This is a genomic window from Chryseobacterium phosphatilyticum (assembly GCF_002899825.2).
Taxonomy (GTDB): domain Bacteria; phylum Bacteroidota; class Bacteroidia; order Flavobacteriales; family Weeksellaceae; genus Chryseobacterium; species Chryseobacterium phosphatilyticum.
In genome coordinates this window covers 1,561,896-1,576,022 of the sequence record NZ_PPED02000001.1, presented here as the reverse complement: position 1 = coordinate 1,576,022, position 14,127 = coordinate 1,561,896, and the positions used below count along the sequence as shown (strand labels likewise).

Annotated in this window: 10 protein-coding genes and 1 pseudogene; 5 read left to right on the top strand and 6 right to left on the bottom strand. The window is 36.7% G+C overall.

The window, feature by feature from the left end; translation table 11 throughout:
• From C1631_RS07240 to mdlD, 5 genes and pseudogenes are all read right to left on the bottom strand, one after another.
• Positions 1-1,051, bottom strand: a pseudogene (locus C1631_RS07240) (T9SS type A sorting domain-containing protein); the annotation flags it as partial.
• Between the two features lie 968 nt (positions 1,052-2,019).
• The gene (locus C1631_RS07235; RefSeq protein ID WP_103249204.1) at positions 2,020-3,063 is read right to left on the bottom strand and encodes an anhydro-N-acetylmuramic acid kinase; all 1,044 of its coding nucleotides are present in this window, start codon (positions 3,061-3,063) and stop codon (positions 2,020-2,022) included.
• A 12-nt stretch (positions 3,064-3,075) separates the two neighbouring features.
• Positions 3,076-3,666, bottom strand: coding sequence for an LPS export ABC transporter periplasmic protein LptC (gene lptC / locus C1631_RS07230; protein ID WP_103249206.1), 591 nt, complete (start codon positions 3,664-3,666; stop codon positions 3,076-3,078).
• Position 3,667: 1 nt separating this feature from the next.
• On the bottom strand, positions 3,668-4,981 hold the full coding sequence (gene bamG / locus C1631_RS07225; RefSeq protein ID WP_103249209.1) for a BamG family beta-barrel-assembly machinery protein: 1,314 nt from the start codon (positions 4,979-4,981) through the stop codon (positions 3,668-3,670).
• A gap of 202 nt (positions 4,982-5,183) precedes the next feature.
• Positions 5,184-6,503, bottom strand: coding sequence for an NAD(P)-dependent benzaldehyde dehydrogenase MdlD (mdlD, locus tag C1631_RS07220; protein WP_109711387.1), 1,320 nt, complete (start codon positions 6,501-6,503; stop codon positions 5,184-5,186).
• A gap of 242 nt (positions 6,504-6,745) precedes the next feature.
• Between mdlD and C1631_RS07215 the strand changes: the two genes are divergently transcribed.
• A complete protein-coding gene (locus tag C1631_RS07215; protein ID WP_109711385.1) occupies positions 6,746-7,864 on the top strand; it encodes a DNA polymerase III subunit in 1,119 nt (372 codons plus the stop codon).
• Between the two features lie 103 nt (positions 7,865-7,967).
• Here C1631_RS07215 and C1631_RS07210 read toward each other — a convergent pair whose 3' ends face one another.
• Positions 7,968-9,095, bottom strand: a complete 1,128-nt coding sequence (locus tag C1631_RS07210) for a hypothetical protein (protein ID WP_109711383.1) — start codon at positions 9,093-9,095, stop codon at positions 7,968-7,970.
• A 109-nt stretch (positions 9,096-9,204) separates the two neighbouring features.
• On the opposite strand from C1631_RS07210, the gene C1631_RS07205 reads away from it, so the two are divergent.
• From C1631_RS07205 to C1631_RS07190, 4 genes are all read left to right on the top strand, one after another.
• Positions 9,205-9,831, top strand: coding sequence for a TetR/AcrR family transcriptional regulator (locus C1631_RS07205; RefSeq protein ID WP_109711381.1), 627 nt, complete (start codon positions 9,205-9,207; stop codon positions 9,829-9,831).
• Positions 9,815-11,131 carry a TolC family protein gene (locus C1631_RS07200; RefSeq protein WP_109711379.1) on the top strand — a complete coding sequence of 439 codons (1,317 nt, stop codon included), beginning with the start codon at positions 9,815-9,817 and terminating at the stop codon, positions 11,129-11,131. The genes C1631_RS07205 and C1631_RS07200 overlap by 17 nt, the downstream gene beginning before the upstream one ends.
• Before the next feature lie 16 nt (positions 11,132-11,147).
• A complete protein-coding gene (locus tag C1631_RS07195; RefSeq protein WP_103249409.1) occupies positions 11,148-12,251 on the top strand; it encodes an HlyD family secretion protein in 1,104 nt (367 codons plus the stop codon).
• Positions 12,252-12,392: 141 nt separating this feature from the next.
• A complete protein-coding gene (locus C1631_RS07190; protein ID WP_109711377.1) occupies positions 12,393-13,970 on the top strand; it encodes a DHA2 family efflux MFS transporter permease subunit in 1,578 nt (525 codons plus the stop codon).
• Positions 13,971-14,127: the final 157 nt, after the last annotated feature.

Below are 14,127 nucleotides of genomic sequence, written 5' to 3'. Positions count from 1 at the left end.
TGTAGGATTTTTGCCATTGTTCATCCCCTCTTTCGTTTAGGGCAATCAACCATAGATCAGTTCCTTCTTCGATGCCTACGGATTTGTTTCCTGATCTTTCCGATCTGGATTCACCACCAATGACAAACCCTGTAGAAGTTAGAGCCAATGTCCTGATATGGTCATCCCCTTTACCTCCAAAGTTCTTTTCCCATTCTACTTTTCCGTTTTTATCGAGCTTTACAATCCAGTAATCACCTTCCCCGAAATTGCTGCTGGATTTTGAGTAATGGGATTCGGGATTCGGGGTTTTGATATTCAGGTCTGAAGTAACAGACTTCGCATCACGAACCCCGGAACCCGCATCACGAACCTCAGAACTCCTCGAATACATTCCCAATAACGCTCCTCCATCTCTTGTCGGAATCATCTTTTCAACTTCGTCCAGACCTTTCCCGCCTAAAATCAATTGAGAAAGTTCTTTTCCGTCTTTGTCGAGTCTGGTGATCCAGACGTCTTTTGAACCATAGCCTTTGGATGAGTTTTGAATATTTCCGGCCACAAAAAATCCTAAATCTGTGGTTTGAATCACTGCTCTGGCTTCTTCATCGGACGTACTTCCCAATGTTTTTTGCCATAATTCATCCCCAAATTCGTTGATTCTGATCAGCCAGATATCAGCTCCGCCTTTGGAATCATCTTTTTTGTCTAATCCCTTTCCTGAATAAGAAGTTCCTGCTAGTAAAAATCCACCATCCTGAGTGGTTACGGTAGCTGATAAATAGTCATGGTTGGTTCCTGAGAAATACTTTTCCCATTTTTCGTTCCCTTGCTGATCAAGCTTTATCAAATGGAAGTCATATCCGTTGTTGGACGGTCTTCCAGCCTCCAGCTTCCCACTTCCGGCCTGAATAGAACTCCCTGTAATAAGATACTGTTGATCAATCGTTGTAATCACCTGGCTCAGAAAATCCTGGGTAGAGGATTTGATGTCTTTCTGCCATAATACTTCCTGAGCAGATATACCCAGAAATGTACATAAGATACATGCGGTTAAATAAATTTTTTTCATACATATTGTTTTTTGATAATTATATTAGTTTTTGTTTGAAGTAAAGATGAGGTAAGAAGAGTAATGCTACAAATTATGAGTTTATAGATTCATGAATTTACTGACAAAATTGATGAATTTAGAAGTGGTTACCTGTTTGTATATATTTTGTTGTGGGTTTTGTGATCTCTTTCTTTTGAATAGAACAATAGAATAATCATTATGTAGTATCGTATTATATCCGGAATAAGACAACCGGATGTTTTTTAGTTGGATGATTTCCCGGATAAAGATGCTGTATAAAAGGCATATTGTATATGTTCTCATATCTTTTTTCATGTCTTGTGTTTTTATTTCTGAGGTTATTAAGATATCATTTTTATCATTCTTTCACTAGTGAATTTTATATTAATTCTGAGTTTCTATTGTAAATATATTGTTGACAAGCGACAAAAGATGTCGTGTCATTTATAAAGATGCCAAAAATTCAAAGAAGGTTGGAAAACCGGGAAGAGGTGGTCAGAATAGGATCAGTCTAAAACCTGAGACTGAGCAAAAAGTTCAGGTAATATTAAGATAAAGTCTTAAAGTTACATGGGTGGGTTTTTCTTAAACGCAATAACAAAATTTAATCCGTTAATTAATAACGTAGCAAAGAAAGTGGAAAAGGAGCTATAGGGTTATGCGTGTGCTACACGATTCTGCCTTACATCTTTGCGTGGAATTTAAATTTTATTTCTTTAAGATTTGCACTTGAACCGGAAACAAAATCTTAAACGCAATGACAAGATTCAATCTGTTAATTAATAACGTAGCAAAGAAAGTGGAAGGAGCTATTGGGTTATGCGTGTGCTACACGATTCTGCCTTACATCTTTGCGTGGAATTTAAATTTTATTTCTTTAAGATTTTACACTTGAACCGGAAACAAAAAATCACAAACAAAATGAACTGTAGCGACGATAAGGAAAAGGGGAGAGGGGATGCAAGTTAAGCCATCATACCGGAACAATGATCCGAAATACTTCCTGTAGCTGAAGAAAGTACATTGATTTCGTTATTCATTCTTAAAACGCCCATAAAAGCAAAGATCAGAGCCTCTTTGTGCTCAACAATGTCTTTTTCAGGAATGATAATCTGGGATTCTGTTTTAGCCTTTATTTTGTCAATTAAATAGGAGTTGTAAGCACCTCCACCGGTAAAGAGTATATTTTTAATCTTGTTTTCATTAATGACTTTCGAAATTTGCTGGGCAACGTGTTCTGTAAATGTAGCCAGCGAGTCTAAAGGAGCTGTATTTTCAAGCAACGGAAATACATGGCGGTTACACCATTCTATACCCAGGGATTTTGGATAAGGTTGCTGGTAAAAATCCAGTAGATTAAGTTGTTCTAATAGAGAATGATTGATGGTTCCTTTTCTGGCCATATCACCATTTTTATCAAAACTTTCACCCAATTGCTGAGCCAGGGCATTCAAAACAATATTGACAGGAGAAATATCGAAAGCAATTCTTTTGTTGTCTGATTGTAAAGAAATATTAGAAAATCCACCCAGATTAAGGCATGCATTATATTGAGAAAAAAGAAGCTGATCACCTATAGGGACCAAAGGAGCTCCATTTCCTCCCATCAGTACATCCTGACTTCTGAAATCGTAAATAACAGGCAAGCCCGTTTCCAGTTTGATGGCTCTTCCGTCTCCTATTTGAAGCGTAAACTTTTTCTGAGGTTGATGGAAAACGGTATGACCATGCGAAGCGATGAGATCAATATTCCTGAGTTCATGTTTTTTGATAAAATCTTTAACCTGCTGCCCAAGATAAAAACCATATTCCGAATGTAATTCCAGCAGCTCTTCTGCCGATAGACAGATCGCAGTTTTAAGCTTATTTTCCCAATCTACAGAATAGGGAACTGTCTCTGCTTTCCGGATCTTAAAAGTCCATTGATGCTGTTTTTCAAACTCAACAAGGCAGATGTCTAAACCGTCCAGACTTGTTCCCGACATCAATCCTATCGCCAGAGTTTTCATAATAAATAGAGGTTATTTTTTGTTTTCGGAAATTCTTTTGGAGTTAAAATCTCCGGAGTTATTATAGAAGGTATACTCAGAAAAGTCATCTTTGGCAGTCATTCCGTTGGCGCCTACAAGAGTAGAACCGTCTTCCATAGTAACGTATACCGTATCCCTGGTATAAATCGTTTTTTTTCTCTGATCCCAATAGATACTCTGCATCGCAAATTTTTGCCCTTCATTGGTGGTAATTCTTACATCGCCTTTTGCTTCATAAAACTTTTTGTAGTCGTAGAATTTAGCATATTTTGCTTTAATGGTTCCCGGAACTTTTGGTTTTTTCTTGTCAAAAAATTCAATATTAATTCCTTTCCTTGCCAAAGTATATACACTGTCTATCAGCTCATATTTTTCTATAATCGGAGCCTTGGCTTTCATTGTGACAAAACCGGAATCACGCTGTATTATCGTAGCGTTGTTGATGATCTGTGAAGGGAAATTTTTACTTTCAGTACCTTTTCTCTTAGTAAGATCTTCCTCACAGGAAGTCAATATAAAAAATATAGCACAACTAAAAAGGCATGCTATATTTTTATATGATATTTTTTTTGAAAACTTCATTCTAGTTGTAAAGAGCCTTTCTGAACCATTTATCAGCAAAATTGAAGCCGATTTTCAGGTTGATGAAATTCTGATTAATCAGGTTGTCTTTAAGCGTTCCTCTCTTCCCAAGTTCTACTCCGATTTCAAGACCACTCATCCTTGTAATACTACTATTTTTGAATGGAAGCATTACACCGGCAGAGATACCAAATTTATTGATGCTGTTTCCATTAGGATCCAGTTCTCCCAATCCGTTGATGGCAAGATTTCCTCTTTCATAGAACGCCCCATATCTGTAAACTACTCTTGAGAAATAGTTTCTGAAGTTATTGTAGTTAGGTAAATACCATCCTCCGGCAGAAATTCTGTACGTGTCCTGGAATTGTTTGGTCTGTCCGAAATATGTAATTGTTTCTCCTTTTTTATAATCCACCTGTCCGGAAAGGAACCAGTGGTTCTCACTTCCATATCCTACCCCTACAGAAGCCTGTAACGGAAGAAGGTTTTTTGAACTGGTAGATTTCTGTTCAAGAATACTTTGATCAACTCTGTTTCCTGCTGCATCTGTATACCTGTATGTACTGTTGGTATAATCAGTGTTCATATTACTTGTATTTCCAAAAGTAGCAGTAGCTCCTATGGTCAGTTTTTTATCAGTACGTGTATTGAGTTTCTGATAGCTGGTACCCAATGTGAAATTAAAATTTCTGACTCTGTTCTTCATTTCATAGCCATTGATGTACTGTGAATTGGAAGCACTGAATTCATTAAGATCATATAAATCTCCAAAATAAAGATTAGCTCTTGCTCCTACAGAGAATTCCTGATTGATTTTATAAGACAAAGCAATCTGGGCCGTATTCAAAGTACCACTTCCATTGAATCTGTTCTGATAAATAACATCATTACCATTATCAGATATCGTCTGTTTGGTCACAATATCATAGTTTTTGGCACTGTAGGGCTGATAAGAGATCCCCATTTTCATTTTTCCGGATAGTGGAAAGGCCAAAGAAATATTAGAAAGATACGTAGAATGCTTTGTAGATTTCATATCGTTATAATTCGATTTGAAATAATTGTTTTCGTTGGTAGCTTCCAGTCTTATGCTTGTAAGTTCAAAGTTGGCGTTATTCGCCGGGTTGGCAAAATTGAAACTGCTGGTAAAATCACTTATAAAAGCGGTTGATATACCTCCCATGGAAGCAGTTTCGATCGTATTATCATATTTTACATCTCCAATTCCATATGCTGCATAAGGAGAGTTACCTAGACTCTGCGCATTTAGAAAATATCCAACTGATATGAATGATACTACAAAGATTTTTTTCATTCTTTATTTTTAAAACAATGCGCAAATATCTTAAATATTAATGAATTGTAAAAATTATAAGTGGTTAAAGTTTGTTAAGGCCTTATTTTTAGAGGAAAAACGTAATTATCGTTGATAAATAGGTCAATTTTATGGTTTTGTAAAAAAAGCCATTCAGATGATTACTGAATGGCTTCTATAGTATGTAAATAAGGAGAAAATATCAGATTACCTGAAGAACAGACCTGGTGTGACTAAAGTTTTCAAAACTGAATTTACCGTGGTATTTTCCCATTCCTGAGGTTCCAACCCCTCCGAAAGGCAAGTAATGGGAACCGACATGTATGATGGCGCTGTTAATCTCAGCATCCCCACTTGTTGTACGATTCAGAATATCCTGTGCAAATTCCTGATTTTCTGTGAAAACATACAAAGCAAGCGGCTTAGGACGATTATTGATTTCTTCCAAAGCGGCATCAATATCATTATAGGTCATGATCGGAAGGATAGGACCAAAAATTTCCTGTTGCATCACCTGATCATCCCAGTTGACATGATCCATTAAAGTAGCTTCAAAATGTCTGGATTCAAGATTGTAATGTCCTCCGTAGATTATTTTTTCCGGAGCGGCCTCAAGGTAACCGGCAAGATGTTTAATCTGATTTTGATTGACAATCTTACCAATTTGTCCTAAGCTTCCGTCAGGATATGTCTTTTTTAAAAACGTTTTGAATTTTTCAACAAACGCATCTTTTACAGACTCATGAATATAGATATAGTCAGGAGCAACACAGGTCTGGCCACAATTAATCCATTTCCCATAAGATATTCTGGCGACAGCTTTATCAAGGTCTGCATCTTTATGAACGATGGTTGGAGATTTTCCTCCAAGTTCCAATGTTAGAGGGATGAGTTGTTCTGCTGCTGCTTTCATAACAATTTTTCCGACATTCGGACTCCCTGTAAAGAATATATAATCGAAGGGAAGACTCAGTAATAAAGTATTTTCTTCAATAGCTCCCTGAACAACCGCTACATAAGATTCATCAAAAGATTCCTTTACAATATCTTCAAGCACCTGAGCTACATGGGGCGTATTTTCTGATGGTTTGATAATCGCTGTATTCCCGGCTATCAAAGCTCCTATAAGTGGACTGAACGTCAATTGTACAGGATAGTTGAACGGCCCGATAATATAATTAACCCCAAAAGGTTCATGGATTATTTTGCTTATCGTTTCAGCACCTGTCGGATGAGGTTTGGAAGGAACGATAACAGGTTTTGCCCACTCATCAACATTTTCTAAAAGGTAGTCAAGCTCACTGATAACAATTTGAATTTCTACGTATTCTGCTTCCTTTCTGCTTTTTCCCAAATCAATAGACAATGCTTCACAAAGAGCATCTGTATGATGTAAAAATACCTCCCGGAATTTTCTCAGCTGAGCTTTTCTGAATTCAATATCCTTTGTTGTGTGAGTTTTAAAGAATGCTTTCTGTTGTTGAAAAACATCTCTTATCTTTTGTTCTAGTTCCTTTTCCATTGTTGTTGATTTTTAATAGTATTGTTGTACTGAAATTGATATGTACAGCAAAATTTACTTTGCAAATGTATTGTTGAAAATTAAATTGTCCACAATTTAATTATGAAATTTATTCTAATCTTATTATTGATATTGCCTATAATAGATCCTATAATCTTATTTCATGCTGATAAAATGAGATAAGGAATAGATTTAACAGACATAATTTTACAAATTGGAATAAGATTTTTTATCTTTGAAACATGAATTGGGACAACATCGCCGGACAGGATCATCTGAAAAGACTTCTTAGAGAAAGCATTGCTGAAAACAGGGTGAGTCATGCCCAACTTTTTGTAGGCAAGGAAGGGTATGGAACCCTGCCTATGGTACTGGCCTATGCAAAAGAAATATTGAATCAGGAAAACGAACATGCAGCTACCAAAGTAGAGCATCTTAACCATCTGGATCTTCACTTCAGCTTTCCCGTTTTTACAGATAACAAAAATTCTTTAAGCAAAAATAAGTTTGATGATTTCCGGGAAATGATTCTGGCTTCACCCTACGCCAGTTATGATGACTGGACGGCTTTTTTAGAATCAGAAAATAAACAGTTGTTTATCTCTGCGGATGAAATCGATGACCAGAACCAGAAATTTTCTTTAAAAAGCTATGAAGGAGGAACCAAAATCCTTATTGTCTGGAGAGCTGATAAAATGAACGTGCCTGCTTCCAATAAATTTCTGAAATTTCTGGAAGAGCCACCGGCAAAAACAGTTATTCTTCTTACCGCTGAAAACACCAATGATATACTCCCAACCATTCTTTCCAGAACTCAGATTGTAGAAGTACCAAGACTTCATGATGAAGATCTTGAAAAGTATCTCACTAAAAATTTCAATGTTTCCGAAGAAAAGAGAAAAGAAATTATTCATGAAGCTCAGGGAAATCTCAATGAAGCGATCAAGCTGCTGAACTCCGGAGATAAGAGCAATGAATTTGAAAAACTATTTGTACAATGGGTTCGTGATGCATTTATGGTAAAAAAGAAACCGGAATATCTTAAAAGTATTATTTTCTGGGCCAGAGAAATTGCAGGCTGGAACAGGGAAAAGCAGAAAAACTTCCTCAACTATTGCTCAGAGATTTTCAGACTTGCCCTCCTTCAGAATTATCAGTCTGAAAATTTAGTATATAAAAAAATCAATGCGAATGGATTCAACTGGACAGGATTTTCTAAATTTATCAGCGGAGCCAATATTGAAAGTATTTTGGAAGAAATCAATACAGCAGATCTGCATTTGACCAGAAACGGAAACCCCAAAATCGTCTGGACCGATCTGGGCATAAAACTATCAAGATATATTCATAAAAGTACATAATATAAAACTCCGGAAACTATCCGGAGTTTGTTTTTTATAAGTTTTTCTTCTCTTCAGTATTCTTCCCAGCGTTGAAGAAAATCTCTTTTAATTTGATATGAGACTACTGTAATTTTTTTAATGAAGCTTGAAATTCCTGAAACTCTTGTTCCATAAAATCCGGATTGCTGAGCTGTTTTCGCATCGATTTAATATTGCCAATAGTACTTTCAAGAGCAGTTCTGAACCATGGGAATTCCTGACTTAAAGAAGTGAGTTTTGCCAGAGCCCTCAAAGAATTATCAGTTTGAGCTAGTTGTACAGCATGTTCATATCTGAAGACAGGGCAGTAATAGTATTCTTCAGCAACATAGTCCCATGTATCATTATCAGCTTCCGTATTCATCAGATAAAGCATAGCAAATATAGAGGAATCAGTATATCCTTCAGAGAATCTGAAACAATCGAAAACAGAATCAGTGTCGTTTTTTTGTATTTTCTTATCCAGGACTTCATGAAACAATTGATGAGAAAGTTCTTTTTCAGAATGATTTCCTATGATATGAAGAACTGTTGCATATTCTACTTTTACAGCATCATCATCAGGATGGTTTTTATAGGCAGTTTCAATATAGTCCTTTGCCGCAGGATTATTCAATAATACACGGTGAAGTTTTGAAAGTGAAACAAGTTCTTCTCTGGTAAGCTGTCTTTTGTCCGACATCTTTTCTTCAAAATATTGTAGTGCTTTTTTAGAGTATCGGTCTTTTACGAATCTTTCTATGACCTGCCAGTCTTCAAGCTTTTCAAATTGAGACTGATCCCAGAAATGATACAATAAGGACATCCGATCCCATTTTGACTGAATATCCATCCATTCTTTAAAAAGGTCTCCGTAAGCCTGATGGGAAGGATAGACATTACCTCTGTCATCCTCAGGTGTAAGGTGGACGTCAAGAGTCGGATTACAATGAAATCTTCTGAAGGCTTCAATGAATTCCAGATCGAAGCGCTTTCCATCTTCATTGGATGTAAAAGTCTTTTCTTCTGATACAGCAGGTCTGTCTTCAATAAATGGGGGAGTTGTCACTTCAGTTAATGGAGTAATTGTCTCTTCTAATGAAACAGGTATCGCATCATTGATTGGAACAGTTGTCATTTCCTCCTGAGTATCATTTTCAAAAGTTACTTCATTTGTCTGTTTTTTTTCCTTTCTCTTAAATATCTTAAAAAGGAAATCGAATAAGCCCATAGAATTTGTTTTTTGTAAATATAAATTAAATCTATATTAAAAAATCAATCAATCGTTTGATTTTATTTAAAACTTGTGTACATTTGCGGCCTGAAAAAATGACAGCTACATGATTTCAAAAGAAGAAAATATATTATTCGCAGCCGAAAAGCTCTTTGCTGAAAAGGGATTTGAAGGAACTTCCACCCGGGAAATAGCAAAAGCGGCTAATGTAAATATTTCTATGATCTCATATTATTTTGGCTCTAAGGAGAAGCTTTATGAGAAATTAGTTGAATATAGAATGAACGAAGGTCAGTTTTTTTCAAAAGATCTTTTGGGAAGAACAGATATCAACGAATGGCAGAAAATTGAAAAGGTAATTGATCAGTTTTCTAACAGGATCAGGACACAGAAATGTTTTTACAGAATCATGCAGAGGGAGCAGTTATATACACAAAACCCTCAGATTATAGAATTTTTGAAGCAAGCCAAAATGGGATTTCTTTCGATGTATTCCCAGATATTGGAAAACGGTCTTAAAAATGGGATTTTCACCAAAAACCCTCCTATTTATCTGCTTCATTCAACAATAAGTGGAACTTTATTTTATGCATTCAATGCCAAGGAGATGTATAAGGAGTTCCTGAATGATACGGAAGAAGAAGATGTTTTTGATGAGAAATACTATACAGAACTTAATAAACATATAAAATATTTACTAAAAGACCTTTTAGGTTATGAAGAGAATAAATAACTCAGTGATTGCATTATCATTATTCTTAGGAATAGCAAATGCAAATGCTCAGGAGAAAAAAACACTTTCTCTTGACGAAGCTGTGCAGCTGGGAATCCAGAACAGCAAGAATCTAAAGATCGATGCAGCCAAGATCGAAGAGGCTACAGCTGATCTTTTGGAGGCAAAAAACAGACAGCTTCCGGAATTAAAAGTTTCAGGAAGCTATATGTACCTTCCGATAAAACCAAATGTTGACATTAAATTACCAGGTCTTTCCGGTGGGGCAGGAGGTCCTGAAGTACATCAGGTTCTTTATGGCTCGGCCAATCTGAGTGTTCCGATTTACAGCGGAGGTAAGATTAAATATGGAATTCAATCTGCGAAGTATCTGGTAGAAGCTTCCAAGCTGAGCACGGAAAATGATAAAATAGCAATTGCTTATAATGTAGCTCAGGCTTACAATAACTTGTTTAAAGCAAATCAGTCGATCAAAGTTTTCGAAGAAAACCTTGCGGCTTCTCAAAAGAGAGACGAAACTTTCCTTAAAATGGAAAACAACGGATTAATCGCCAGAAATGACAGGTTAAAGGCAAATCTTCAAACTTCAAATATTGAACTTCAGCTACTGGAAGCAAAAAACAACTACAATATTGCCAACATCAATATGGATTTATTGCTGGGACTTCCTGAAACTACAGAGCTGGAAGTGGACCAGAACTATATTGAAGAAGGTTCAGAGGTAAAGCCTGTCGACTTTTATGTCAATGAAGCCAGAGAAAATCGTAAAGATCTGCAAGCTTTAGCGCAACAGAGAAAAGCTGCCGCATTGGGAACAAAAGCTGCAAAAGCAGAGAATCTTCCCTCTATAGCATTTACAGGAGGTTATGTAGCAGCAGATATTCCTAAGTTTCTTACGGTTTATAATGCAATTAATGTAGGCATTGGAATTTCTTACAATTTATCAAATATCTGGAAAGAAAACTCATCATTGAGACAATCTCAGGCCAGAGAAAAGCAATTGTCAGCTACAGATGAGCTGCTGAATGACAACATTAAGCTTGATGTAAACAGAGAATATCAAAATACAGATTATTCTAAAAAGAGAATTTCTGTGTACGAAAAATCTGCAGAGCAGGCTAATGAAAACTTCAGAATTACAAAAAATAAATATGATAACGGTCTTGCAACCATGACAGAGCTTCTGGATGCAGACGCAGCTCAGATTGCAGCTAATGTGGGGGTGATCAACGCAAAAGCGGATGCCGCATTAGCCTACAGAAAACTATTACAAACAACAGGAACTTTAACAATTAAATAATCAGATCGAAACCAAAATGGAAAATAATAATACACAGGCAGCTGAACCTAAAAAGAAAAAAAGTTTAGTTTTTCCTATCATTTTAGCGGCTGTTGTAATCGGAGGAGGAATCTATGGTTACAGAGCTTTTACGTACGGACAGTATCATGAAGAAACTGACGATGCTCAGATTGCTTCCAATATGGCACCGGTAATTTCTAAAATTTCCGGATATGTAGCTGAGGTGAAAGTAAAAGACAATCAGTTCGTAAAGAAAGGAGATACATTGGTTATTTTAGATAACAGAGATCAGAAAATGGCTCTTGAGCAATCACAGGCAGCACTGGCAACAGCAAAAAGCAATATTTCAACAGCTGAAGCTACCACTACAGCGACGTCTAAAAATATCAACAGCTCTCAGGCAGCAGTAGCAACAGCTAATGCACAGATTGAAGCTGCAAAAGTAAATGTGTGGAAGACTACGCAGGATTTAAAAAGATATTCCAATCTTGTGAAAGATCATTCGATTACTGAACAACAATATGAGCAGGCTCTAGCGGCCAAACAATCTGCAGATAAGCAACTTCAGGTGCTGGTAGAACAAAGAAATCAGATTGCTCAGCAAACTACCATTGCTTCTTCTCAGACCGCAGCAAGCTCTCAACAAATCAGTGTCGCAAGCTCAACGGCCAAACAAAGAGAAGTAGATGTTGAAAATGCGAAATTAAACTTATCATACACGGTAATTTTAGCTCCGGAAGACGGATATGTAGGAAAGGTACCTACACAGGCAGGTCAGTATCTGCAGGCAGGAGCACAATTATTTGCTTTAGTTAAAAACGACCAGAAGTGGGTGGTGGCTAATTTCAAAGAAACGCAGGTTGATAAAATGGTTGAAGGACAAAAAGTGAAAATTGAGATTGATGCATTTCCTGATCAGGAATTTAATGGAGTAGTAAGTTCATTCTCTCCGGCAACAGGTGCTACTTTCTCAATTCTGCCTCCGGATAATGCAAGTGGTAACTTCGTGAAAGTAGTTCAAAGACTTCCTGTAAAAATCGATTTTGTAAATCTTGATAAAAATATTGCAAAAAGATTAAGAACCGGGATGAACGTAAAGGCAGAGGTTGCTTTGAAATAATATTTAAAATTGTTGAAAATCAATGAATTGATGGGTGAATGGTGAACGGGATGTTGTTAATATAAAACAAACAACTTTAAACATCACTTTTTACTTGCAGAACAAAATTCACAATTGGTTTTTGACATCGTAAAAAAACTTATGCAAGATTCATTAGTAGAATATGGAGCCCGAAGAGTAATCATTACGATTACGGCTATTCTTTGTGCCCTGCTTGAGATTGTGGATTCCACGATTGTGAATGTTGCCCTGAACGAGATGAAGGGTAACCTTGGAGCCACACTTTCCGAAGTAGGTTGGGTGATCACGGCGTACGCCATAGGAAACGTTATTATCGTTCCCATGACAAGCTGGCTATCCCAGCAGTTTGGGCGTAGGAATTACTTTGCAGCTTCCATCATTATATTCACCGTATTTTCATTTTTATGTGGAAATGCGACCAATATCTGGGAACTTGTGTTTTTCAGATTGATGCAGGGAATCGGTGGGGGAGCCTTACTGGTAACTTCACAAACGATTATTACGGAATCTTATCCGATTGAAAAAAGAAGTATGGCGCAGGCCATCTATGGTTTGGGGGTAATTATTGGCCCTACTCTGGGCCCACCGCTTGGAGGGTATATCGTAGATAACTTTAGCTGGCCATATATTTTCTATATTAATATTCCGATTGGAATTGCAGCCACTTTGATGACACTTCAGTTTGTAAGAAGTCCGAAATATGCAGAAAAACGTAAAGTATCTGATGTTGACTGGATAGGAATTGCCTTGCTGGCGATAACGGTAGGATCATTACAGTTTATCCTGGAGAGAGGACATGAGGAAGACTGGTTTGCAAGCGGAATGATTGTAGCATTTACAATAGCTGCAGTTTTAGGATTTATTTTATTCCTCTGGAGAGAACTTACCTTTAAGTATCCCATCGTTGAGCTTAGAGTGCTTAAAAATAGTAATTTAAGAATCGGAACAATGATGTCATTTGTGTTGGGATTCGGGCTGTATGGTTCGACATTCATTGTTCCTCTTTATACACAGAGTATTTTAGGATGGACGGCTCTGCAGTCGGGAGCATTAATGATTCCTGCAGCATTGACCACAGCTTTTATGATGCCTATTATTGGTAGATTATTAGCAAAAGGAGCCAAGCAGCAGATTCTGGTATCTTTAGGATTATTCATCTTCTTTGTCTATAGCTTCTGGGGATATAAAATTCTGACACCGGATACCGGTAAAGATGCCTTCTTCTGGATGCTGATTGTAAGGGGAGCCGGACTTGGATTACTGTTCATCCCGATTACTTCTCTGTCATTAAGTACTTTGAAAGGACAGGAGATCGGACAAGGTGCAGCCTTTACAGGGATGATGAGACAGTTGGGAGGTTCATTTGGTATTGCTGCTATTACCACCTTCATTGCCAATGCAGGCCAGAAATACAGGAATAATCTAATTTCGCATCTGGATGAAAACAGCTTCGAAGTCCAGCAGAGACTTGCAGCATTAAAAGCGAACTTTATCGCAAAAGGGATGACTCCCGATGCTGCAATGAACGCCGCTTATAAAATGCTTGATATGTCTGTCACCAAACAGGCAACGGTATTATCCTATATGGATGTATTTCTTTACCTTGGAGTAATATTTTTAATATGTATTCCGTTTATCTTATTTATTAAAGAAAGAAAGAGTAAAGAAAAAATAGATTTGAGTGAAGCCATGCACTAAATTTTATCAAAACCTCCGAAACACTTCGGAGGTTTTTTTGTCTTATAAATCTTAAGTTTTATTTTTTAATGTTGTATTTAGGATAAAATATGTCATATTAATTTATTGTTATTTAAATTAAAAAATAATATCACTTATTGGAGAATTTATTTATTTT

Coding starts and splice junctions, on each gene's coding strand:
- C1631_RS07210 (WP_109711383.1), bottom strand. CDS start 9,095: ATGGGCTTATTCGATTTCCTTTTTAAGATATTTAAGAGAAAGGAAAAA.
- lptC (WP_103249206.1), bottom strand. CDS start 3,666: ATGAAGTTTTCAAAAAAAATATCATATAAAAATATAGCATGCCTTTTT.
- C1631_RS07200 (WP_109711379.1), top strand. CDS start 9,815: ATGAAGAGAATAAATAACTCAGTGATTGCATTATCATTATTCTTAGGA.
- C1631_RS07195 (WP_103249409.1), top strand. CDS start 11,148: ATGGAAAATAATAATACACAGGCAGCTGAACCTAAAAAGAAAAAAAGT.
- bamG (WP_103249209.1), bottom strand. CDS start 4,981: ATGAAAAAAATCTTTGTAGTATCATTCATATCAGTTGGATATTTTCTA.
- C1631_RS07235 (WP_103249204.1), bottom strand. CDS start 3,063: ATGAAAACTCTGGCGATAGGATTGATGTCGGGAACAAGTCTGGACGGT.
- mdlD (WP_109711387.1), bottom strand. CDS start 6,503: ATGGAAAAGGAACTAGAACAAAAGATAAGAGATGTTTTTCAACAACAG.
- C1631_RS07190 (WP_109711377.1), top strand. CDS start 12,393: ATGCAAGATTCATTAGTAGAATATGGAGCCCGAAGAGTAATCATTACG.
- C1631_RS07205 (WP_109711381.1), top strand. CDS start 9,205: ATGATTTCAAAAGAAGAAAATATATTATTCGCAGCCGAAAAGCTCTTT.
- C1631_RS07215 (WP_109711385.1), top strand. CDS start 6,746: ATGAATTGGGACAACATCGCCGGACAGGATCATCTGAAAAGACTTCTT.